Raw genomic sequence first — 21,643 nt, forward strand, 5'->3', positions numbered from 1 at the left:
GATAGCCGCCAAGCGCCGTTTGCGGGGCGGCTGTTGGCGAGAATGATGCGGAGCGTCCGGGCCCTGGACTGGGGTGCACCACTCTGGCATATGCCGTGGTCATGACGTGGCGGGAGAGTCTCAGGTCAGGGCCGTGCGCGAGGGGTTTCGCGTATGCGTTCGGCCCTGGGGGAGCGTGAGATTTTTTATGGGGAAACGGACGCGGTGGCGGTCGTTCCGGTCGCCTTCCGGCCCCTCGTGGTGGCCGAGAACCATCGGAAGGTCCCCGTGAAGCCCCCGGCGCCGACCCGGAATAAACGGAGACACCCTCCTGTTGTCATGCAGTCCACGCCGATCCACGGGTCGCTCAGCCGGTCCGTGCGTCGTCCATGAGTCCGTACGTGTGCCGAGGAGGGTCCCGAAGGTGACCGACGCTATTCGAGGAGAGGCGCGGGGCTCCGCGCCCGTGCCGCTGTCCGTGCTGGACCTGGTGACCGTCGGCAGCGGCAGGACCGCGACCCAGGCGCTCGCCACCAGCGTCGAGCTGAGCAGGCTCGCCGAGCGGCGCGGCTTCCACCGGCACTGGGTGGCCGAACACCACTCCATGCCGGGCGTCGCCTCCTCGTCCCCTGCGGTGATCCTCGCCCATCTCGCCGCCCACACCACGCGCATCCGCCTCGGTTCGGGCGGCGTCATGCTGCCCAACCACGCCCCGCTGGTCATCGCCGAGCAGTTCGGCACCCTGGAGGCCTTCGCCCCGGGCCGGATCGACCTCGGGCTCGGGCGCGCGCCCGGAACCGACGGGGCCACGGCCGCCGCGCTGCGCCGCACCGCCACCCTCCACGAGGGCGCGGACGATTTCCCGGAGCAGCTCGCCGAGCTGACCCGCTTCCTGGACGACGACTTCCCGGACGGCCACCGGTACGCCCGGATCCACGCCGTGCCCGGCCCGGTGCAGGGCCCGAAGGGCCGGCCGCCGGTCTGGCTGCTCGGCTCGTCCGGCTTCAGCGCGCGCCTGGCCGGCCTGCTCGGGCTGCCCTTCGCGTTCGCCCACCACTTCTCGGCCAGGAACACGATCCCGGCGCTCGACCTCTACCGGGAGTCCTTCCGGCCCTCCGAGGTGCTCGACGCGCCGTACGCGATGATCGGCGTCTCGGCGCTGGCCGCCGACGAGGCGGCGCAGGCCCGTCGCCAGGTCCTCTCCGGCGCCCTCGCCATGCTGCGGCTGCGCACCGGCCGGCCCGGTCTGGTGCCGACGCCGGAGGAGGCGGAGGCGTACGCGTTCAGTCCCGCCGAGCGGGAGTTCGTGAACGACTGGCTGGCGAACATCGTCCACGGCACCCCCGACGAGGTCCGTACCGGTCTGGACGACCTCCGGAAGCGGACGGGCGCGGACGAGCTGATGATCACGGCCAACGCGCACGGCGGAGAGGCGCGGCTGCGGAGCTACGAGCTCATCGCGGACGCGTACGAACTCCCCGAGCTGCCCCAGGAGTAGGTCGCGCCGGCTGTTCCGGGGTGGGGGCGGCCGGGTAAAAACCCTGGTCCCCGGAGGCGGTTGGTTCCTGCACGGATCCGGCCCCGCTCCACCCCTAAGTGAACCTTAAACCGCTCGTCACCGATGGTGGCGGGCGGTTCCGTTTTGTGCTGCGCGCCTCTGACGAGGCCTTTCTCCTTCGAATTGGTCTAGTCCTCAATCTGGTTCAGACCATTGACGCACTGTTCACGTGCCGGTTATCACTGCTCCAGCTCCTGTACGGCACCACCCCCGCACTCCCCCCGATGGAGGCCGCACGTGCACCCCCGTAAGCCCTTGATCGCCGCGCTCCTCAGCACGGCCCTCGCCGCCGGCGCCCTCGCGGCGACCGTCGGCCTCGGCTCCGCCCAGGCGGCCGACACATCGACCACTGCCGCTGCGGGCGGTGTGCGCATCGCGTACTACGACCAGTGGAGCGTCTACGGCAACGCGTTCTACCCCAAGCACCTCGACACCCGGGGCATCGCGGGCCAGCTGGACGTCATCAACTACTCGTTCGGCAACATCCACCCCACCAACCTCACCTGTTTCATGGCCAACAAGGCCGCGGGTGACGACAACAACCCCAACGCGGGTGACGGTGCGGGCGACTCGTACGCCGACTACCAGAAGTCCTTCAGCGCGGCGGACAGCGTCGACGGCGTCGCCGACAAGTGGGACCAGCCGATCGTGGGCGTCTTCAACCAGTTCAAGGAACTGAAGGCGAAGTATCCCCACCTGAAGATCAACATCTCGCTCGGCGGCTGGACCTACTCCAAGTACTTCAGCGACGCGGCCAAGACGGACGCGAGCCGCAAGAAGCTCGTCTCCTCCTGCATCGACCAGTACCTCAAGGGCAACCTGCCCGTCGAGGGCGGCTACGGCGGCGCGGGCACCGCGGCCGGCATCTTCGACGGCATCGACATCGACTGGGAGTACCCCGGCTCCTCCGGCGGTCACCTGGGCAACCACTACGCCCCCGAGGACAAGCAGAACTTCACGCTGCTCCTCGCCGAGTTCCGCAAGCAGCTCGACGAGTACGGCGCCGCCAACGGCGGCAAGAAGTACATGCTGACCGCCGCCATGCCGGCCGGCCAGGACAAGATCAAGTACATCGAGACCGACAAGATCGGCCAGTACTTGGACTACGCCAACATCATGACGTACGACATGCACGGCGCCTGGGACGGCGACGGGCCGACGTACCACCAGTCGCCGCTGTACTCCGGCGCGAACGACCCGACCGACCCGATCGCTCCGGGCACCGAGAAGTACTCGATCGACAACGCGATCGACTCCTGGATCGACGGCAAGCCCGCCTACGGCATCGCCGGCGGCTTCCCCGCCAGCAAGCTGACCCTGGGCTACGAGTTCTACTACCGCGGCTGGAAGGGCGTGCCCGCCGGCTCCGCCAACGGCCTCGGCGGCACCGCGACCGGCGGCTCCAGCGTCCGCCCGCTCAGCCAGCAGGCCGGCATCGCGCACTACAAGGAGCTCGGCGGCATCGTCGACAACGCGGCGACGACCTTCTGGGACGACCAGGCGAAGGCCTCGTACTTCTACAAGGACGGCGAGTTCTTCACCGGCCTCAACCAGCGCTCCATCCAGGCCCGCGTGGACTACGCCAAGCAGCGCGGCCTCGGCGGCGCGATGATGTACTCGCTCCTCGGCCTGGACGAGAACGCCACCCTGCTGAAGCAGATCAACACGGCGCTCGGCTCCACCACGACCCCGCCGACCACCCCGCCGACGACGCCCCCGACCACCCCGCCCACCACGCCTCCGACCACCCCGCCGACGACCCCGCCGACCACCCCGCCCACGGGCTGCGGCTCGGTCCCGGCGTACGTGGCCGGCACGGTCTACAACGGCGGCACGGTCGTCTCCCACAACGGCCGCAAGTGGCTCGCCCAGTGGTGGACCCAGAACGAGACCCCCGGCACCACCGGCGAGTGGGGTGTCTGGAAGGACCAGGGCGCCTGCTGAGGCCCTGACCCGCACCGGGGCCAGGGAGGACCACATGACTCGCTGACCCCCGCATGAACCGCTGCCCCCGCCCGGAATGTCCCTCCGGCCGGGGGCAGTTCCATGTCCCGGGACCCGGGCGGGCAGCGGCTCCACGCCCGCCCGCGCCCGCCGGAGCCCGCGCCGTCCCTCCGTCCCCGGTCTCAGGCCGGCAGCGGCTCCGCGCCGATCAGCTCCGCGATGCGGTCCGGGGTCACGGCCCGCGAGTACAGCCAGCCCTGCCCCGTGTCGCAGCCGATCCGGCGCAGCCGGCTCGCCTGCCCCGAGGTCTCCACGCACTCGGCGGTGACCGTCAGCCCCAGCCGGTGCGCGAGCTGGACCAGCGCCTCGACGATCAGCTCGTCGGCCGGGTTGGCGTGCTCCTCGTCCTGGAAGCCGCGGACGAAGGAGCCGTCCAGCTTGAGCACGGAGACCGGCAGCCGGCTCAGATAGGCCAGGTTCGAGTAGCCGGTGCCGAAGTCGTCGATCGCGATCCGCACCCCCATGTCGCTCAGCGCCTGGAGCGCCTGGAGCGGCCGGCCGGCGGAGCCCATCACGGCCGACTCGGTGAGCTCCAGCTGGAGCAGGTGCGGGGCGAGCCCCGTCTCCGCGAGGATGCCGGCCACGTCGGCGACCAGGTCGGAGTCCCAGACCTGACGCACCGCCACGTTGACGCTGACGAAGATCGGGCGCTCCCGCGGATGGTCCTTCTGCCACTGCCGGGCCTGCCGGCAGGCCGTGTTCAGCACCCAGCGGCCGAGCTCCACGATGGAGCCGTCCTCCTCGGCGATCCCGACGAACCGATTCGGCGGAAGGACGCCGAACTGCGGGTGGTTCCAGCGCACCAGCGCCTCCACCCCGCGCACCGCGCCGTCCGCCAGATCCACCAGCGGCTGGTACTCCAGGGCGAACTCCCCGCGCTCCACGGCCGGGCGCAGGGTGGAGGAGAGCGCCTGCCGGGTCATCCGGTGCGCGTTGCGCTCCGGGTCGAACAGGGTCCAGCGGGCCTTGCCGTCCGCCTTCGCCCAGTACAGCGTGGTGTCGGCGTCCTGCATCAGGGCCGTCGCCGTCGTGCCGGACCCGGAGCGCTCGACCACGCCGATCGAGGCGGAGACCGAGAGCCGCTGGCCGCCCAGGTCGAAGGGCCGCTGGAGCGCGTTCAGCACCGAGCGCGCCAGATCGGCGAGTTGCTCCGTGCCGGTGGATTCCTCGACCACGATCGCGAACTCGTCCCCGCCGAGCCGCGCCACGAGATGGCCTCCACTGCGGGTGTAGCCGTCGCTGTCCGCGCACTCCGTGAGACGGGAGGCGACGGCGGCGAGGAGCCGGTCGCCGACCCGGTGGCCGAGGGTGTCGTTGACGGCCTTGAAGCCGTCGAGGTCGAGGTAGCAGAGGCCGATCCGCCCTGTTCTGCCATACCCGTACGACTCGTACGACGAGCTGATCGTCCCGCCCGGTCCCACCGTGTCCACCGCGCCCGCGACGGCGACGGCGCTCGCGGTGCCCGCGACGGCCGCGGCGCTCGCGCGGTCCGCCGCGTCCTGCGTCGAGGACTCCAGGGCCGCCGAGAGGCGCTCGAAGAACAGGGCGCGGTTGGGCAGTCGGGTCACCGGGTCGTGCATCTGGAGGTGCCGCAGCCGCGCCTGGAGCTCGCGCCGGTCGCTGATGTCCGTGATCGACAGCAGGACGCGCCGGCTGTCGGGCACGGGCGCGACGGTGACCTCGGCCCAGAGCGAGCGCCCGTCGGCGTGCTTGAGGCGGCGGGTGCAGCGGAAGCGGGAGCGCCGGCCGCGCAGCACCTCGCGGTACGCGTGCCAGGTGCGCCCGTCGGACGCGAGGTCGACGAGGTCGGCGGCGGCCTGCTCCCGGAGCGACTCCGGCGCGGCGCCGACGAGGGTGCCGAAGGAGTCGTTGGCGGTGACGACGACGCCGTCCTGGTCGATGACGGCCATCGCGAGCTGGGCGACGCGGAACGCGGCGCGGTAGTCGCGGAGTTCCGAGGGGGAGCAGCCGACGCGCGGCTCGGCTCCGTACGGAGGGTGACGCTCCGTGAGTGCGGACTCCGCCGCGCGTGTCTCCGGCGGCTCTGGGTGCACCGGTCCTTCGGGGGTTCCGCTCACCGCTCGCTCCCGTAGTGCAGTCGGGCCGGTCACATGTGGTCGGGACGGTCGGCCGAGGAAGAGTGTGCCGATCATAGAGCCCGTACGGGGGAGCCTTCCAGCTCCGGGGCGCCTCCGGGGAGCGCCCGCCGCTGTGAGACCGCCCACCGCCCCACCCCGCTCGATCGTTTCTGCGCGGGTCTGACATGGGTCGATGACGATGTGACCGAATGTGACTTTCCGTGAGCTGAAGCGTGCTCGTGTCGCGTCGACCGCGTGTTGCGCTCTCACCCGACCGGGGCAGCGGAAACGTGCGAAACCTCGCAAACCATCACAAGGTGGGTGGAGTGTCCCGCATTCCCGATCCGGAGGTCCACGTGAGGGGTCAGCAGCCACCCGGGGGAGTGGACCGCTCGCGGCTCCGCGCCGGCGCGGCGGCCCTCACCTCGTTCGCCGCCCTGGCCGCCACCGGGCTCGTCGCCGGCCCCGCCGTCGGCGCCCCCACGGCGGGGCCCTGCGTCCTGCCCCGTACGGCGGCCCATCACTCGCTCGGCCTCGACACCTGGAACAGGTCGTACCCGCGGCCCGACCGCACCCTCGACGCGGTCATGATCTTCCTGTCGTTCCCGGACTCCGAGCCGCTCACCGAACCGGCCGAACTCGCCGCCGACCACTTCCCCGCCACCAGCGAGTACTTCGCCCGCGCCTCCTACGGGCGCTTCCACCTGCGCCCGCACCCCCAGCGCGGCTGGACCCCGATGCCGAAGGAGTCGAGCGCGTACGACATACGGCGTGACTGGGACGCCGGACAGCGCTCCGCGTACCTCCGGGACGCGATCGGCGCCGCCGACGCGAGCATCGACTTCTCCCGGTACGACATCGTCTACCTGGTCGCCGACCCGGACGCGCCCGGTGTGGACTCCGACGCGACCAAGGTCGTCAACCTGGAGAAGCCGATCGAGGTCGACGGCACCGAGATCAAGCGGGTCGTCACCGTCTTCGAGCGGCACCCGCCCGACCGGAACGTCCTGGCCCACGAGACCGGGCACGTCTTCGACCTGCCCGACCTCTACCACCGTCCGGCGGACGGCAAGGGCGACTGGGACACCCATGTGGGTGACTGGGACGTCATGGGCAGCCAGTTCGGGCTCTCCCCGGACCTCTTCGGCTGGCACAAGTGGAAGCTCGGCTGGCTCTCCAGCGCCCAGGTCGCCTGCGTGCAGGGGACGGGTGCCCGGATGGTCAGCCTGGAAGCGACCGACGCCCAGCCCGCTCCCGGCGCCAGCCTCGGCACCCGGCTCGCCGTGGTCCGTACGGGCCCCGACAGCGTCCTCGCGATCGAGGCCAGGGGCCGCGCCGGCAGCAACGCCGAGACCTGCACGGAGGGCGTCCTCGTCTACCGCGTCCGCGGTACCGCGGCCTCCGGCGACGGCCCCGTCGAGGTCGTCGACGCCCACCCGCGCACCGAGGCCTGCTGGGACCGCTCCGTCTACCCGCCCCTGGCGGACGCCCCGCTGGACGAGGGCGAGACGCTCACCGTGCCCGGGACGGGGGTACGGGTGGAGGTCGCGGAACGGACCGGGACGGGTGCCTGGACGGTCCGGATCACCCCGCCCGCCGTCGACTGAGCGCCAGGACCGGCAACCCGCGGGGAACACGGCCGGGGAACACCGCCGGGAACACGAAGAAGCCCCTCGCTTCCGCGAGGGGCTTCTTCTGTCGGTGCGCCGCCAGGGACTCGAACCCCGGACCCGCTGATTAAGAGTCAGCTGCTCTAACCAACTGAGCTAGCGGCGCCTGCTGACGTCGTAGACATTAGCACCCGGATCGGCGGGAGGAAAAATCGATACCCGCACGTCGGCGGCGGAAGCCGCCCGGACGGCCCGCACGCAGGCCCAGAGCACGACCTCGGGGCCGGGCAGCCAGGGGTTCCGGGTGTCGGGCGCCACCAGCCAGCGGGGCCCGGCGGAGCCGGAGGGCACGAGCGGCGGCACGGTCACCGCGTCCCCGATGCCGTGGCAGAGCGGCCGGGGGACGGCCTCGCCCCACTCCTCCCAGTCCAGCAGGGCCGGCAGCCGCTGGGCCGTGCCCGGCGCGGTGAACAGCATCATCCGGCCCCGGTGCACCGCCACGGGCCCCGAACCCGGGCCCTCCTCCCAGAGCCGGTCCAGCATGCGGCGCCCGAAGACCGGGTCCACGTTGACCACGTCGAAGACGGCCCCGCAGGGCAGTGCCGCGAGGGAGTCCGGCCGGGACTCCCAGCGGGTGAGCGCGGCCTCCCGGTTCCCGGTGGCGGAGGCGAGCCAGGAGGCGCCGTCGGCGGTCACCCGGGCGGTCTGGTGCCGCCCCTCGTCGCCCTCCCGGAGGAACCGGAAGATGTCGTGCTCGGCCTCGTCGCGCGTCCACGTCGTCATACGTCCAGGTCTACCGGCTGTCACGGATCGGTCGCCGAGAGTTCACCGAATCCCGGACAGAGGGAGAGGGGGAGGAGTATCGTGCACCCCCGGCATATGCCAGCTGTGCTTTTCGGCCACATACGACGAAGCCCTCCGGGCGGCCGGGAGGGCGCGCCGGAGGGCTCGGTGGAGGGCTCAGCGGACGGCTCGGTGGCGGCCGGGAGGCTGGGGCGCCGCCGCGAGGCTCGGGCGCCGCCGCGAGGCTCGGGCGCCGCCGGGAGGCTCGGGGGCCGCCGGGCGGCTCGGCCCTCCGTCGGGCGGCTCAGTCCTCGGACGGCCGGCCGTTGGTCCTGATCAGGTCGCGGCCGAACTCGATCATCTTCCGGGCGTAGTCCTCGGTCCACTGCGCCCGCTCGGCGACGTCCGCCGGTGTCAGGCGGTCGAACCGGCGCGGATCCGCCAGCTGCGCCGCCGCGATCGCCTGGAACTCGGTCGCCCGGTCCGTCGCCGCGCGGAACGCCAGCGTCAGTTCCGTCGCACGGGCCAGCAGCTCCCGCGGATCGTCCAGCGACTCCAGGTCGAAGAAGTGCTCCGGGTCGGCGGTCGCCTCGGCAGGCTCGAAGACCAGCGGTGCCGGCCTCAGCCGCCGCTGTCCGCTCCGCTCCGCGGGTTCCGCCATCGTCGCTCTCCTCTTCACGTTCACGGTCAGGCCGTACGCACCGGCGCGTCGCGCACCGGCTCTCCGCACACGGGCGGCCCGGAACCCCGGGCCGTCTTCCATTGTCCCGCGCCCCGCAAGAGGGCGTCGGGGGGCCGGGGCGCGGTCAGCCGTCGAGGCCGCGCAGAAGCAGTCGCAGGCCGCCGAAGAACTCCTGGTCGGGGTCGACTTCGCCGGCCGTCCGCGCGGTCTGCGTCAGATACGGGAACCTGTCCTCGGGCAGCGCGGCGATGGCCGAGGTGCCCGCTCCCGCCAGCGGCCCGAGGTGTTCGAGCTGGATGGCGCCGGTGAGGTACCCGTGGAGCGCGCGCAGTGCGACGACCCGGCGCGGGCCGTCGATGCCGGCCTCGGTCAGGATGCCGAGCACCGTCTCCGACCACAGCAGGCCGCCGGGGGCGCGGTGCCGGTGGGCGAGGGTCAGCCGGACGGCCTCCGGGTGGCGGGCGACGGCGTCGCGCAGCCGTCCGGCCATGGTCTCGATCCGGTCCCGCCAGGGCGTGTCCGCGGCGGGCGGGGTGGTGTCGAGGTCGCCCAGGACGCGGTCGACGACGAGCGCCTCCAGCTCCTCGCGGTCGGCGACGTAGCGGTAGAGCCCCATGGGGCTCATGCCGAGTTCCTTGGCGGCGGTGCGCATCGAGAGGGCGGCGAGTCCGTCGCGGTCGATGACGGCGAGGGCGGCGGCGGCGAGCCGGTCGGGGGTGAGGGAGCGGGGTCGCGGCATGACGGTTGACAGCGTACGCCCTACGCCTACGCTGATAGGAGTACGCCGTACGCCTACGAGGATGGTGTCCCATGCGCATGCCCCAGACCGCCTCTTCGACGACCTCGCCCGTGACGTCCTCCACGACCCCGCCCCGCACCCGGCCGGCCCCCGGCGACCTCGTGCCGGTCCGCTCCCTCACCCCGGTGACCGGCCCGGAGCTGACCCTCCCGGACCCCGGCCGGACCACCCACGTGCAGTTCCGGCGCTTCGCGGGCTGCCCCGTCTGCAACCTCCATCTGCGCTCGGTGGCCCGGCGGCACGACGAGATCGAGCGGGCCGGGATCCGGGAGGTCGTGTTCTTCCACTCGCCCGCCGAGGAACTGCGCGAGCACGTGGCGCACCTGCCGTTCGCCGTCGTCGCCGACCCCGACAAGGTGCTGTACACCGCGTTCGGCGTGGAGTCCCACCGCCGGTCCCTGCTCGACCCGCGCGGCAGGCCCGCGATCGCCGGAGGCGTGCTCCGCGACACCTGGGAACTGCTCCGGGGCAGGGGCCGGCTCCCGGCCGGCACCCAGCCCGCCGGCCGGCTGGGACTCCCCGCCGACTTCCTGATCACGCCCGACGGCCGGGTCGCCGCCGTGAAGTACGGCGAGCACGTCTACGACCAGTGGTCGGTGGACGAACTCCTCGCCCTGGCGGCGCGACCCGCCCCGTAGCACCGCGCGGGAGCGCCGGGGGCCACCGGGCCGCCCGGCACCTGAGGCGGCCGGCTCACGGCGTCCAGGTGACCCGGTGCTCCGCCAGGTGGGAGAGGACCGCGTGGTTCGCCTCCCAGCCGTCCGGGAACGACACGGCGACGCCCAGCTGGACCGGCTCGGTCGACGGGTGCGCGTCGAGGAGGTCCGTGACGCCCGCCCGGCAGACCACGACGCACGCGTGCCGGTGCCGGGACGCGAGGACGCACAGCCGGCCCGTCTCCAGGTGGAAGGCGGTCGCGTCGGGGCGCCCGGACAGCGGATGGAGGACGACGGTCACGTCGTACTCACGCCCCTGGAGCCGGTTCGCGGTGTCCACCGTCACGCCCGAGACGCCCAGTTCGGCGAGGGCCGCCCGGATCGCCGCCGCCTGGTCGCGGTGGGCGGTGCCGACCGCGACCCGGTCGGGCGTCAGCGGGACGGGGGTCTCCGAGCGCTCCGACACCGCGGCGCCGCCCCGGTCGAGGAGCCGGCGCACCACGAGCGCGACCGCGCCGACCGCCTCCGGGTCGGTGCGGGGGGTGTGCCGGGCGGGCAGTTCGAGCAGGCCCCAGCCCGACTCCGCCGCCTCGTCGAGGACCCGGTCGGGTCCCGAACCGTCCGAGGCGGCCGAGAAGGAGAGCTTCCGGTCCCCGTGCCCGGTGCCGCTGCGGAACGGCGTGAACGGGTAGAACGCGTCCGAGACCAGCGGCGCCGCCGAGGCGGGCAGCCGCCAGGACACCGGCAGCCGGTGCTGCGGCAGTTCCGGGTTGTGCGCGAGCAGGGTGGAGACCGCGCTCGCCGACGGGTCGTACGAGAGCCCCGCCCACTGCTCGGCGCCCACCACGGAGAAGGGGTCCAACTGCCCGGGGTCGCCCACGAACAGCGCCCGCTCGAAGAGGCCCGCCACGGCGAGCAGCGCGTCCGAGCGCATCTGGTACGCCTCGTCGACGATCGCGTGCGCCCACGGTTCGACGTTCTTCACGTGCCCCCACTTGGCGGCCGTGGAGAGGACGACCGGCAGCCCGGTCAGCTCACCGGCCTTCGCCGACTTCCGTACGTTCTCCAGGTCGTCGAGCGCCTTGTCGTACGGGTCGCTGTCGTTCGAGTGCAGCCGGCCGACCTCCAGGTCGGGCTCCTTCTCGGCGAGCCGCAGGACCAGGTCGTCCACCTGCGCGTTCGTCTGGGCCACCACCATCAGGGGGCGTCCGGCCGCGGCCAGTTCGAGCGCGGCCCGCACCACCAGCGTCGACTTCCCCGCGCCCGGCGGGGAGTCCACGACGACACCGCGCGCGGTGCCCTCCAGGGTGGCCGCGAGGATGTCGGCCGTCGCCCGGCCCGCGGCGGCCGCGGGATCGAACGGCGCCGCGTCGTCCACGGGCGGCGTCGAGAGGTCGAACACGGTCACAGCACGTCCTCCGCGGTCACGGCGTCGGGCAGTTCCACGGCGTCGGTCCGGGGAGGACCGCCGTGCGTCCAGGGCGTCTCCTCCGCCTCCGGAAGCTGCGGCCCGACCCGCTGGTCGTGCTCGAACAGCGTCCAGGCGATCCGCTCGCCCTTCTCCGGCACCGAGCCCTCCGCGGGCTCCTTCGAGCGGCCCATCCGGTCCAGCAGGCGGAGCAGCAGCGCCCCGTCCTCCTCGTACCGCACGAACTCCGCCGACTGCGGCTTCCCGCCGAGCGAGCGGTACACCTTCACCTTCTCGCCCAGATGCGGCCGGTCCTCGGTGCGGACCGTGAGCAGCGGGCGCGGCGCGGGCCGCTTGGACTCCGTCCACGCCATCGTCACCTCGACCACCTCGGCCGCGAACGCCTCGCCCGACAGCCTCCGTCCGGCGAGGACCAGCGGATCGTCGAGGGCCTCCTGCGCCTCCAGCTGGCCCTGGGCCTGCTCGCGCGCGGCGAGCTTGCGGGCCGCCGTCACGGCGTCGTCCCGGCGCGGCTGCGGCGGTTCACCCGCGGTGACCCGGTCCCGGTGGGCGGTGAAGGACCAGCGGTCGCGGGTCCAGCGGTCCTCGACCCTGGCCCCCTCCGGCAGCTCCCGCAGCAGGCCGATCGCCCGCCAGACCGCGTCCCACGTGGGCTTCGTCTGCGAGGCGACCAGCCGGCGCAGTTCCCCCTCGGCCCGGTGCAGTTCGCCGAGTCCGCGCTCGGCCGCCTCGCCGTCCTCGGCGGCGCCGACGGCCTGCCGGGCCCGGTCGTACCGCTCGATCGCCGGCGCGAGGAGACCGTTGTCGAAGGCGGGGTCGGTGGCGGGACCGGCGGGCGGGCACAGCAGCTGCCCCTCGGCGTCCCGCCCGGTCTCGGCCCGCAGCGCCGCCTCGGCGCCCGGCTCGCCGTCGTGGTCGATCCACGCGAGCAGCGCGCCCAGGTGCTGGTCCTCCAGGGAGGACTGGCCGGTGGCCCAGTGGCGGTTGAGGAGATCGGTCGCCGACAGCAGCAGCGAGGAGCCCGGCACCCGGGCCCGGTCGCCGAGGTGCGTCAGCCAGCGGCCGAGGAGCGGGACGCGCGGCGGCGCCGGGAACGGCGTCTCCGGGTCCTGCTCGGCCGTCCGCCGGAACCGCGTCGACCGCCCGAGGAGCCGTACGTACTCGATGCCCGCCCGGCTCGGCACGATCAGCTGCGGCGCGTCCGCGCACAGCTCGACCTCGACCTTCACCTTCTTGCCGGTCTCGGGATCGACCTCGCTCTTCTCCGCCGCCTCGACGGCCGCCGTGAAGGAGTCGATGTACGGCAGGACCTCCTCGGCCAGATCGGCGAGGAACGCGAACCGCAGGTCCCGGTCCCGGGGCTGGGCCACCACCAGGAGCCGCGGCTCCTCCGGGTCGGTGCCGACGAGCGCGCCCAGCGGGGCGCCCGCCTCGCCGGCCGTGGTCAGCGGCACCAGGACGAGCGGCCGCTCGGAGAGCCGCCGGTGCCGGACGGTCGCCAGGGGCTGCGCCCGGCCGGACTCGACGGCCTCCATACGGGCCAGGGTGGAGATCAGCGACATGCCCGCGCCCCCGCTCCCGACAGCGCTTCCTCGCGGAGCGCGCGCGCTCTGCGCAGGGCCGCCACCGCCGGGTCCGCCGGGTCGCCCTCCTCGCCCCGCGCCGCCGCGAGGACCGCGCCGACCGTCGTCAGGCCGCCCAGCTCACCCCGTACCGAACGGCCCAGGGTCTCCACCGCGTCCGCCTGCCGCGTCCGCGACCGGCAGTGGAAGGCCAGCTCGCAGGCGGCCAGGCACTCCGGCGCGTACTGATGGGGCACGGATTCCACGGCCGCCGTCAGCTCCTCGGCCGAGCGCTCCGCCACATCGAAGCCGACCCCCTCCGGCAGGGCCGCCGCGATCTCGTCGATCCGGGTCAGCCGGTCCAGCTGGCGCCGGGTGACGGACCGCTGCTTGCGCACGTCGACGACCGAGGCGGTCGGCAGGTTGGAGAAGTCCTTCGGGCAGACGAGGAGCACCGACTGGGCGACCCGGGCGCCCTCGGTCGCCGCCGCCACCCGTTCGAGCGCGAGCACGTACACGGCGGCCTGCCGGGCCGCCGCGCCGACCTTCGACGCGTCCGCCGCGCCGTCGACCATCGGGAAGGACTTGATCTCCACGACCGTCCACCCGCCGTCGGGCCGGACCACCACCGCGTCCGGCTCCAGGTACACCGGCGAACCGGCGACCTCCAGGGCGAGCAGCGGATGGTCGAGCAGCGTCCAGGTCCCCGCCGCGGTCGCCTCCCGCAGGGCGAGGGCCGTGCGCGCCACCCGCCCCTCGGGCCCCGCGGCCGAGAGCTCGGGCACGGACACCGTCCCCGGATCCTCGACGCCGATCAGGCGCAGCAGCTCGCGGCCGCCGTCCGCCTTGACCTTCGCCTCGAAGGAGTTGCCCCGCACGATCGCGAACTGGGACTGCCCGAACGGGGCGGGCGAGCCGAGCTTCGCGGCCAGCGCGGACTTGTCGACCCCCGCGCCGTCGAGCAGGGCCCGGCGCCGGCATCCGGGGTTGGCGGCCAGCGCCGCGAGGGCCCGCGCGTCCAGCGGACGCGGTGGGGTGGCCGGTCCGCGCAGCTCAGCGAGCCGCTGTCGACGTGTCGTCTGCGGAGGTCGGGACAGACCGCTGTCCGGGGATGCGCTCACCCGTGGAAGTCTCGCATCCGCCACTGACAACCGGGGGCGCTTCCGCCGTCCCGCGCAGGCGCCGGGCGAGCCGCAGCACGGGCGGGGTGAGGAGCAGACCCGCCCCCATCACGGCCGCGCCGGCGACCGCGTCGAGCAGGTAGTGGTTGGCGGTCCCCATCACGACCACCGTCGTGACCAGCGGATACGCGAGCCCCAGCGCCCTCGTGACGGGGGTCCGCCCGTACCGCCAGAGCATCACCCCGCACCACAGCGCCCAGCCGACGTGCAGGCTGGGCATCGCCGCGTACTGGTTGGTGAGGCCGCCGAGGCCGCGCGGCGCGCTGGCCTCGCCGCCCCACCAGCCGTACGCGCTGAAGTGCGCCATGGTGTCGGTGAAGCCGTACGCCGGGTCGAGCAGCCGGGGCGGGCAGGTGGGCAGCAGGGTGAAGCCGACCAGGCCCAGCAGGGTGGAGAGCATCAGCCAGGTGCGGGCGGCCCGGTAGTGGGCGGGCCGGCGGCGGAAGAGCCAGACCAGGACCGCCGGGGTGACGAGGTAGTGCAGCGAGGCGTACGCGAAGTCCGCCGGTATCCCGAGCGCGGGCACGTCCGTGAACAGCCGGTTCAGGGGGTGCTCGGCGTCGATCCCGAGGAGCCGTTCCAGACGCAGGATGGCGAGGCCGTGCTCGACGGCCTGGGCCTCGCCGCCCCGGACGAGCAGCCGCCCGCCCGAATAGGCCGCGTACACGACCGCTATCAGCGCCGATTCGGCCCACCAGCGTGGCTTGCGCATACGAGAAGGTCCCCCCAACCGGTGATCGCCCCGGGGGAGGGGACGCCGGAGGCCGCCCGGGGGTTGCCCGGAGGTCACCCCGAATCCACGTGGGCGATGATGGACGGAGGCACGTCCGCACCGTGAACCCCTGGAGATCCTTCCCATGGCACCGCGCATCCTGCTCGCCCGGCACGGCCAGACCGAGTGGTCACTTCTCGGCCGGCACACCGGCAGGACCGACATCCCGCTGCTCGACGAGGGGCGGCGCGGCGCGAAGCTCCTGGGCGAGCGCCTGCACCGCGGCCCCTGGCAGGGACTGCCCGGCGTGGAGGTGCGCACGAGCCCCCTGGTCCGCGCGAGCGAGACCTGCGAGATCGCCGGTCTCGGTGAGCGGGCGGAGCCCTGGGACGCGCTGATGGAGTGGGACTACGGGGCGTACGAGGGGCTGACCCCGCCGCAGATCCAGGACATCAGGCCGGGCTGGTTCATCTGGCGCGACGCGGTGCCGGACGGCGAGACCCTGGCGCAGCTGTCGGACCGGGCCGACGAGGTCGTGAACTGGGCCCGCTCGGCCGACCGCGACGTGCTGGTCTTCGCCCACGGCCACATCCTGCGGTCGATCGGCGCCCGCTGGCTCGGCGAGGACGTCTCCTTCGCCTCCCGCATCCGCCTCGACCCGACGAGCCTGTCCGTCCTGGGCTGGGCGTACGGCGCCCCCGCGATCGAGCGCTGGAACGACACCGGGCACCTGGAGCAGTAGCCGCCGGCCGCCGGTCAGTACGCGGCGAGGGCCCGGCGGGTGTCGACGAGCATCCCGCGGATCCGGGCGGACGCGATGCCCTCCAGGGAGTCCACCACCCGCTTCGCCTCCGCCGCGGCCTCGTCGGGGCGGCCCGCGTGCGCCAGGTTCTTGGCGAGGTGGGCGCGGTAGAGCGCCAGGTTCCGCGCGAAGTGCGGGTTCTGCAGGACGGCGGCCCGGTGGGAGTGCCGGGCCGCCCGGCCCCAGTCGCCCAGGGCCGACCAGCACTGGGCCTCCAGGGCCTCCCGCTCCGGCTCCCCGAAGAACGACATCCACTCGGGGTCGTCGTCCGCCGGGCCCCGGTCGAAGAAGCCGTGCGCGCGGCCGAGCGCCTGCTCGCAGGCCGACCGGTCGCCGAGGCCGGCCCACGCGGCGGCCTCCCGCAGCGAGAGCAGCGACAGCAGCCGGGCCGAGTCCAGCGCCTGGGCGGCCCGCAGGCCCGCCTGCGCCGCCCGCACCGCCTCCCGGTACCGCCCGGTGTCGCGGGCGAGGAAGGACGTGTTGCAGAAGGCGTGCGCCTCCAGGGCCGCGTTCCCCGACACGCGCGCGGTGGCGAGGGCCTCGGCGTAGTGGGAGCGGGCGTCGTCGTGGCGGCCCGAGTCGTGGGCCAGCCAGCCCACCGAGAGGGAGAGCTCGCCCGCGCCCGCGTGCAGCCGGTCCTCGGTGGAGCGGCGGGTCATGGTGCCCGTGTCGAGCAGCGCGTACGCGGCCCGGAGCGGGTGGGCGGCGACCTTGTAGAGCCCGTCGGCGCCGTGCCGGTCGTCGAGCAGACGGATCTGCCGGACGGCGTCCTCGACGGCCCGGACCTCGGCGTCGCCGATCCGGTGGGTGCCGCGGGGGGCGGGGATCGCGACGGCGGGGCCGCCGAGTCCCAGCGAGGCGGCCGCCAGGGTGGCGGAGCCGCTCGTCATGAATGCGCGACGCAGCACGTCGCTCTCCTCATCGTTCCGGGTCGGGAGTGCCGCGGGAGGCGGAGCCCCGGCCGCGACCGGCTGCCGCCGGCCGCGCACCGTCTCCCGCGCGGAGAAGCCCAGGTCGGAGAGGCCCAGACCGGGGAACATGTGCAGGAAGACCCGCTCGTACGCGTAGTTGGGGCAGCGGATCTCGCCTGCCTCCACGCGCCCGATGTAGCGGGCGTCGCACGCGACCTGTTCGCCGATCTCCCGCGCCGCCCGGCGGACCGCCGCGGCGAACTCCGCCGGCGAGTGCTGCCCGCGGAGCCGGCGGAAGGCGAGATTGGGAACTGCCCGTGACATCGCCATGGCCGAGCCCTCTCCTGTGCTGCCGGGTGGTCCGGCGGCAAGAACGTACCTGCTGTGACCGGATGCCTACACAGCGTTTGGCTACAAATCGGATATCTCGCCTGTGATCTGCCATGAACTGCCATCCTTTGCGGCGGCATGGCGCCGTAGCCGTTGACGCGCACGGGCGTTGAACCGTAAGGGAGAGACGGAACGTGTCTCCTCAGGAGCGAGGAGGGGTCCCATGTCGGAGATCGGTTCCCAGTCGGCCACGCGCCACGTGCCCGCCCCGGACGCCCGCGCGTCCCTGGCCACCCCCCAGGACCGCGGTCCGGTTCCGGCCGCCGCCCAGCAGCCCGCCGAGCCCTGGGACCTGGTGACCGTGCCGGTCCGGCAGGGTCTCGAGGCCGTCGACATCCTGCGGCGCGGAGCGGGCCCCGCCGTCGGCCCCGTCGTCCACGACGGCGCCTGCGACACCCTCGGCTTCCTCGTCCCGCCCGGCACGGCCGCCGGGTGGGACATGCCCGGCAGCGCGTGCACCCGGACCTCGGGCCGCGGCCTGCGCCTCCCCGAGCTGCCGGAGCTGCCCGAGCCGGCCGGGGACGCGCCCCGCCCCGCCGGCTGGCTGCTGCCCCCCGGCGACACCGACCCCGTCACCGATCCCGTCGTCCTGCGCCAGGCGCTCGGCGAGGCGGCCCGGCTCATCGAGGCGGCCGACGGCTGTCACTGACGGCGGTCGCGCGGGCCGCGGCGCCGCGCTCCCGGGGCCGTCGGACGGGGCCGTCGGGCGGGGCCGGGGCGAAAGCGCCGATAATGGGCCCGTGGCCAGGAACAAGCAGCGCGACCGGGCGGCGTCCGCCGCCTCCGTCGTCGAGACCGTCGACGGCGGGCTCGCCGAACTCATACCCGACCGGGAGCGCCCCCGCGCCTGGACCCTCCTCATCGACGGCGCCCCGCAGTCCCATGTGGACCTCGACGACCCGGCCCACCTCGGCTTCGAGTACCAGCGGCGCCTCGGCCACATCGCCGACCTCGTCGCCCCGCCGAACCGGCCCCTCCAGGTCGTCCACCTCGGCGGCGGCGCCTTCACCCTCGCCCGGTACGTCGCCGCGACCCGGCCCCGCTCCACGCAGCAGATCGTGGAGGTCGACGGGCTCCTCGTGCAGCTCGTCCGCCGGGAGCTGCCGCTCGACGCGGGGGCCCGGATCCGGGTCCGCTCCACCGACGCCCGCGCCGGGCTCGCCAAGGTCCAGGACGGCTGGGCCGACCTCGTCATCGCCGACGTGTTCAGCGGGGCCCGCACCCCCGCGCATCTGACCAGCACCGAGTTCCTCGGCGAGGTGCGGCGGGTGCTGCGCCCCGGCGGCTGGTACGCCGCGAACCTGGCCGACGGCCCGCCGCTGACGCACCTCCGCGGCCAGATCGCCACCGCCGCGGCCGTCTTCCCCGAGCTCGCCCTGGCGGCCGACCCGACGGTGCTGCGCGGCCGCCGCTTCGGCAACGCGGTGCTGCTGGCCTCCGAGCGGGAGCTGCCGGTGGCGGAGCTGACCCGCCGGGTCGCCACCGACCCGCACCCGGGCCGGGTCGAACACGGCCGGGCCCTCGCCGACTTCGCCGGGGGAGCGGTGCCGGTCACCGACGCGAGCGCCAAGCCCTCACCCGTACCGCCCGCGTCCGTCTTCCGCTGACCCGCCGGTCGCCCGGGGCGCCGGGTCAGACCGCGCGGTCGTCGATCTCCACGCGGGGCGCGGTGTCGTGCCAGACGCAGAAGACGGACAGCTCGCGGCCGTTCGCCGTGAACGTGACCCGGATCCAGGTCGTCTGCTTCCACACCTGCATCTGCCAGCCGGAGGCGGGGATCGCCGAGACCAGCTCGGCCGAGTTCTCGCCCAGGTCGAAGGTGACCCGGCCGCCGTCCACCGTGTAGGTCTTCACGTCCGATTCGGCCGGCGGCGCGGTGACGGGCGGCGCCTGCGTCGTCGGACTCGCCGTCCGCGAGGGGGCCGTGGACGGGGTGGACGACGGGGCGGCCGCGGTCGAACGGCCGCTGCTCGGCGTCGGCATCCTCGTGACGGCGGCCGTGGGCTCGACGGTCTCGGGCCGCTGGGTCGAGGAGGACAGCGGATCGTTCCCGTCCGGGTCCGCCTCACCGGTGCCGCCGGCCGGCAGGGGCAGCGCGCGCGGGGGGTCGTAGACCGTTCCGGACATGACCGTGTGCACTCCCCACCAGGAGAGCGTGACCGCCGCGCCGGTGGCGAGCGACCAGGCCAGGGCGTGCACGAGTCCTCTTCGCATCGGGGCCATACTGCACCACGTGGTCCCCGCCCTCACCGCAGGGTGCTCCTTGCCTCCCGTTCCCCCGAATGGCGTACGGTGCCGCCCATGGCAAGTGTGCTCGTGGTCGAGGACGACCAGTTCGTGCGCTCCGCCCTCATCCGCCGGCTCTCCGAGGCGTCCCACACGGTACGGAGCGTCGGTACGGCTCTGGAGGCGCTGCGCGAGGTCGCCCATTTCCGGTTCGACGTGGTCATCCTGGACCTCGGACTGCCCGATCTGGACGGGTCGGAGGCGCTCAAGATGCTCCGCGGGATCACCGACGTACCGGTGATCATCGCGACCGCCCGGGACGACGAGGCGGAGATCGTACGGCTCCTCCACGCGGGCGCCGACGACTACCTCGTGAAGCCGTTCTCGGTCGACCACCTCTCGGCCCGGATGGCCGCCGTCCTGCGCCGGGCCCGGTCCGGCGCGGGCGAGGCGCCGCCGCCGCGGGTGATCCGGGTCGGCGGGCTCACCGTCGACCCGCTGCGCCGGCAGGCGGAACTCGACGGGGCGCCCCTGGACCTGACCCGGCGGGAGTTCGACCTGCTCGCCTTCCTCGCCGGGCGGCCCGGCGTCGTCGTCCCGCGCAAGGAGCTGCTCGCCGAGGTGTGGCAGCAGTCGTACGGGGACGACCAGACCATCGACGTCCATCTGTCCTGGCTGCGGCGGAAACTGGGCGAGACGGCCGCCCGGCCCCGCTATCTGCACACCCTGCGCGGAGTCGGCGTGAAGCTGGAGCCGCCCCGGGAGCCGCAGCCGTGAGATGGGCGCTCGTCAAGGTGTCGCTCGCCGTCACCGCCATGGTCGTCGTCGCCTTCGCCGTACCCCTCGGGCTCGTCGTCAAGGAGATGGCCCGCGACCGGGCGTTCTCCAACGCCGAACGGCGGGCCGCCGGCCTCGCCCCCGTGCTCGCCATCACCACCGACCGCGAGGAGCTCGACAAGGCCGTCGCCACCACCGAGGACGGCGCCGCCGGGCGGCTCGCCGTCCATGTGCCGGCCACCGAACCCGGCGGTACGGGCCTGGAGATCGGCACCCGGCGGGCCGGCGAGGAGGAGCTGGCCGCCACCCGCCGGCTCGGCCGGGCGTCCATCGCCGAGGTGCCGGGCGGCTTCGCGCTGCTCCAGCCCACCGCGCTCAGCAGCGGCGAGGTCGCCGTCGTCGAACTCTTCGTCGCCGAGGGCGAGGTGTCCAACGGCGTCGCCACCTCCTGGCTGGTCCTCGCCGGGGTCGGCATCGCCCTGATCGTCGGCTCCGTCGCCGTCGCCGACCGGCTCGGCGTCCGGATGGTCCAGCCCGCGCAGCGGCTCGCGGGCGCCGCCCACGACCTCGGCGAGGGCAGGCTCGGCGCCCGCGTTCCCGAGGAGGGGCCGCCCGAACTGAAGTCGGCCGCCGTCGCGTTCAACTCGATGGCCGACCAGGTCGTCCAACTCCTCGCCAACGAGCGGGAGCTGGCCGCCGACCTCTCCCACCGGCTGCGCACCCCGCTCACCGTGCTCCGGCTCAACGCGGCCTCGCTGGGCTCGGGTCCGGCCGCCGAGCAGACCCGCGCGGCCGTCGAGCAGCTGGAGCGCGAGGTCGACATCATCATCAGGACCGCCCGGGACGCGAAGCCGCAGACCCAGGCGACCGGGCCCGGCGCGGGCTGCGACGCCGCCGAAGTGGTGCGTGAGCGGATGGAGTTCTGGTCGGCGCTCGCCGAGGACGAGGGGCGCCGGGTCCGCGTCGCGGGCGTCGAGCGCCCGGTCCGCATCCCGGTCGCCCGCCCCGAACTCGTCGCCGCGCTCGACGCGCTGCTCGGCAACGTCTTCCGGCACACCCCCGAGGGCACGGCCTTCTCGATCGACGTCCACAACGGCGAGGATGCCGTCATCGTCCTCGTCTCCGACGCGGGCCCCGGCATCGAGGACCCGGCGGCCGCCCTCGCCCGCGGCAACAGCGGGGCCAGGGACGGCTCCACGGGCCTCGGCCTGGACATCGTCCGGCGGATGGCGGAGACCACCGGCGGCGACGTCCGCATCGGGCACTCGGTGCTCGGCGGTACGGAGGTCCGGATCTGGATCGGCCTCGACGGGCGTGGCACGGGCGGCGCGACCGGCCGCCGCGGCCACCGCCCGGCCCGGCGGCGGCGCGGCGGCACCGGCACCCGCAGGGCCGCCGAGCACTGACGACATCCCCACCGCCACCGCCACCGCCACCGCCACCCCCACGGCCCCTCCCCAGACCGGCGTCGGCCCCTCAACCTTTCCTGGCTCCGATGCCTTCC

At 74.1% G+C, this 21,643-nt stretch carries 19 protein-coding genes and 1 tRNA gene; 9 read left to right on the forward strand and 11 right to left on the reverse strand.

Annotation, left to right across the window (positions count from 1 at the left end):
- The first annotated feature begins 403 nt into the window (after window positions 1-403).
- Both AMK27_RS27610 and AMK27_RS27615 read left to right on the forward strand, forming a co-directional pair.
- Window positions 404-1,477: an LLM class flavin-dependent oxidoreductase gene (locus AMK27_RS27610; RefSeq protein WP_073913571.1), complete on the forward strand. Its 1,074-nt coding sequence runs from the start codon at window positions 404-406 to the stop codon at window positions 1,475-1,477.
- Between the two features lie 297 nt (window positions 1,478-1,774).
- Entirely contained in the window at window positions 1,775-3,481 is a 1,707-nt protein-coding gene (locus AMK27_RS27615; protein WP_073913574.1) for a glycosyl hydrolase family 18 protein, read from the forward strand.
- Between the two features lie 182 nt (window positions 3,482-3,663).
- Here AMK27_RS27615 and AMK27_RS27620 read toward each other — a convergent pair whose 3' ends face one another.
- Entirely contained in the window at window positions 3,664-5,619 is a 1,956-nt protein-coding gene (locus tag AMK27_RS27620; RefSeq protein WP_073913578.1) for a putative bifunctional diguanylate cyclase/phosphodiesterase, read from the reverse strand.
- A gap of 326 nt (window positions 5,620-5,945) precedes the next feature.
- On the opposite strand from AMK27_RS27620, the gene AMK27_RS27625 reads away from it, so the two are divergent.
- Window positions 5,946-7,226, forward strand: coding sequence for a M6 family metalloprotease domain-containing protein (locus AMK27_RS27625; protein ID WP_445194878.1), 1,281 nt, complete (start codon window positions 5,946-5,948; stop codon window positions 7,224-7,226).
- Between the two features lie 95 nt (window positions 7,227-7,321).
- Here the strand turns inward: AMK27_RS27625 and AMK27_RS27630 are convergent.
- From AMK27_RS27630 to AMK27_RS27645, 4 genes are all read right to left on the reverse strand, one after another.
- A tRNA-Lys gene (locus tag AMK27_RS27630) sits at window positions 7,322-7,395 on the reverse strand.
- On the reverse strand, window positions 7,386-8,012 hold the full coding sequence (locus AMK27_RS27635) for a bifunctional DNA primase/polymerase (RefSeq protein ID WP_073913580.1): 627 nt from the start codon (window positions 8,010-8,012) through the stop codon (window positions 7,386-7,388). Before AMK27_RS27635 ends, AMK27_RS27630 begins: the two co-directional genes overlap by 10 nt.
- A 304-nt stretch (window positions 8,013-8,316) precedes the next feature.
- Window positions 8,317-8,673 (reverse strand): hypothetical protein, encoded by a 357-nt coding sequence (locus AMK27_RS27640; protein ID WP_073913583.1) that lies wholly within the window; start codon window positions 8,671-8,673, stop codon window positions 8,317-8,319.
- A 145-nt stretch (window positions 8,674-8,818) separates the two neighbouring features.
- Window positions 8,819-9,433: a TetR/AcrR family transcriptional regulator gene (locus AMK27_RS27645; protein ID WP_073913584.1), complete on the reverse strand. Its 615-nt coding sequence runs from the start codon at window positions 9,431-9,433 to the stop codon at window positions 8,819-8,821.
- 71 nt (window positions 9,434-9,504) lie between these two features.
- Between AMK27_RS27645 and AMK27_RS27650 the strand changes: the two genes are divergently transcribed.
- Window positions 9,505-10,131: a peroxiredoxin-like family protein gene (locus AMK27_RS27650; protein WP_338014339.1), complete on the forward strand. Its 627-nt coding sequence runs from the start codon at window positions 9,505-9,507 to the stop codon at window positions 10,129-10,131.
- Window positions 10,132-10,186: 55 nt separating this feature from the next.
- On the opposite strand, the gene AMK27_RS27655 is transcribed toward AMK27_RS27650, so the two are convergent.
- From AMK27_RS27655 to AMK27_RS27670, 4 genes are read right to left on the reverse strand one after another with little or no spacing between them, the layout of a single operon-like run.
- On the reverse strand, window positions 10,187-11,557 hold the full coding sequence (locus AMK27_RS27655) for an AAA domain-containing protein (RefSeq protein WP_241847621.1): 1,371 nt from the start codon (window positions 11,555-11,557) through the stop codon (window positions 10,187-10,189).
- Window positions 11,554-13,140, reverse strand: a complete 1,587-nt coding sequence (locus AMK27_RS27660) for a hypothetical protein (RefSeq protein ID WP_073913587.1) — start codon at window positions 13,138-13,140, stop codon at window positions 11,554-11,556. The genes AMK27_RS27655 and AMK27_RS27660 overlap by 4 nt, the downstream gene beginning before the upstream one ends.
- On the reverse strand, window positions 13,131-14,261 hold the full coding sequence (locus AMK27_RS27665) for a hypothetical protein (protein ID WP_107425690.1): 1,131 nt from the start codon (window positions 14,259-14,261) through the stop codon (window positions 13,131-13,133). Before AMK27_RS27665 ends, AMK27_RS27660 begins: the two co-directional genes overlap by 10 nt.
- Window positions 14,194-15,033: a phosphatase PAP2 family protein gene (locus tag AMK27_RS27670; RefSeq protein ID WP_073913591.1), complete on the reverse strand. Its 840-nt coding sequence runs from the start codon at window positions 15,031-15,033 to the stop codon at window positions 14,194-14,196. Before AMK27_RS27670 ends, AMK27_RS27665 begins: the two co-directional genes overlap by 68 nt.
- Before the next feature lie 145 nt (window positions 15,034-15,178).
- Between AMK27_RS27670 and AMK27_RS27675 the strand changes: the two genes are divergently transcribed.
- A complete protein-coding gene (locus AMK27_RS27675) occupies window positions 15,179-15,775 on the forward strand; it encodes a histidine phosphatase family protein (protein ID WP_073913594.1) in 597 nt (198 codons plus the stop codon).
- Between the two features lie 14 nt (window positions 15,776-15,789).
- Here the strand turns inward: AMK27_RS27675 and AMK27_RS27680 are convergent, their stop codons facing one another.
- On the reverse strand, window positions 15,790-17,076 hold the full coding sequence (locus AMK27_RS27680) for a transcriptional regulator (protein ID WP_073913595.1): 1,287 nt from the start codon (window positions 17,074-17,076) through the stop codon (window positions 15,790-15,792).
- Window positions 17,077-17,299: 223 nt separating this feature from the next.
- On the opposite strand from AMK27_RS27680, the gene AMK27_RS27685 reads away from it, so the two are divergent.
- Together AMK27_RS27685 and AMK27_RS27690 are read left to right on the forward strand one after the other, a co-directional pair.
- Window positions 17,300-17,785, forward strand: coding sequence for a hypothetical protein (locus AMK27_RS27685; protein WP_073913598.1), 486 nt, complete (start codon window positions 17,300-17,302; stop codon window positions 17,783-17,785).
- A 91-nt stretch (window positions 17,786-17,876) separates the two neighbouring features.
- Entirely contained in the window at window positions 17,877-18,743 is an 867-nt protein-coding gene (locus AMK27_RS27690) for a spermidine synthase (RefSeq protein ID WP_073913599.1), read from the forward strand.
- Between the two features lie 25 nt (window positions 18,744-18,768).
- Here AMK27_RS27690 and AMK27_RS27695 read toward each other — a convergent pair whose 3' ends face one another.
- Window positions 18,769-19,359 carry a hypothetical protein gene (locus AMK27_RS27695; RefSeq protein WP_073913602.1) on the reverse strand — a complete coding sequence of 197 codons (591 nt, stop codon included), beginning with the start codon at window positions 19,357-19,359 and terminating at the stop codon, window positions 18,769-18,771.
- Between the two features lie 78 nt (window positions 19,360-19,437).
- Between AMK27_RS27695 and AMK27_RS27700 the strand changes: the two genes are divergently transcribed.
- Both AMK27_RS27700 and AMK27_RS27705 read left to right on the forward strand, forming a co-directional pair.
- Window positions 19,438-20,139 carry a response regulator transcription factor gene (locus AMK27_RS27700; protein ID WP_055604237.1) on the forward strand — a complete coding sequence of 234 codons (702 nt, stop codon included), beginning with the start codon at window positions 19,438-19,440 and terminating at the stop codon, window positions 20,137-20,139.
- Entirely contained in the window at window positions 20,136-21,545 is a 1,410-nt protein-coding gene (locus AMK27_RS27705; protein WP_073913603.1) for a sensor histidine kinase, read from the forward strand. Before AMK27_RS27700 ends, AMK27_RS27705 begins: the two co-directional genes overlap by 4 nt.
- Window positions 21,546-21,643 lie beyond the last annotated feature (98 nt).

Source organism: Streptomyces sp. CB02009 (assembly GCF_001905825.1).
Taxonomy (GTDB): domain Bacteria; phylum Actinomycetota; class Actinomycetes; order Streptomycetales; family Streptomycetaceae; genus Streptomyces.

Excerpts from the sequence above, each read along its gene's own strand:
- AMK27_RS27635 (WP_073913580.1), bottom strand. The coding sequence starts at position 8,012 with ATGACGACGTGGACGCGCGACGAGGCCGAGCACGACATCTTCCGGTTC.
- AMK27_RS27640 (WP_073913583.1), bottom strand. The coding sequence starts at position 8,673 with ATGGCGGAACCCGCGGAGCGGAGCGGACAGCGGCGGCTGAGGCCGGCA.
- AMK27_RS27645 (WP_073913584.1), bottom strand. The coding sequence starts at position 9,433 with ATGCCGCGACCCCGCTCCCTCACCCCCGACCGGCTCGCCGCCGCCGCC.
- AMK27_RS27650 (WP_338014339.1), top strand. The coding sequence starts at position 9,505 with ATGCGCATGCCCCAGACCGCCTCTTCGACGACCTCGCCCGTGACGTCC.
- AMK27_RS27660 (WP_073913587.1), bottom strand. The coding sequence starts at position 13,140 with ATGTCGCTGATCTCCACCCTGGCCCGTATGGAGGCCGTCGAGTCCGGC.
- AMK27_RS27670 (WP_073913591.1), bottom strand. The coding sequence starts at position 15,033 with ATGCGCAAGCCACGCTGGTGGGCCGAATCGGCGCTGATAGCGGTCGTG.
- AMK27_RS27675 (WP_073913594.1), top strand. The coding sequence starts at position 15,179 with ATGGCACCGCGCATCCTGCTCGCCCGGCACGGCCAGACCGAGTGGTCA.
- AMK27_RS27680 (WP_073913595.1), bottom strand. The coding sequence starts at position 17,076 with ATGGCGATGTCACGGGCAGTTCCCAATCTCGCCTTCCGCCGGCTCCGC.
- AMK27_RS27685 (WP_073913598.1), top strand. The coding sequence starts at position 17,300 with ATGTCGGAGATCGGTTCCCAGTCGGCCACGCGCCACGTGCCCGCCCCG.
- AMK27_RS27695 (WP_073913602.1), bottom strand. The coding sequence starts at position 19,359 with ATGGCCCCGATGCGAAGAGGACTCGTGCACGCCCTGGCCTGGTCGCTC.
- AMK27_RS27700 (WP_055604237.1), top strand. The coding sequence starts at position 19,438 with ATGGCAAGTGTGCTCGTGGTCGAGGACGACCAGTTCGTGCGCTCCGCC.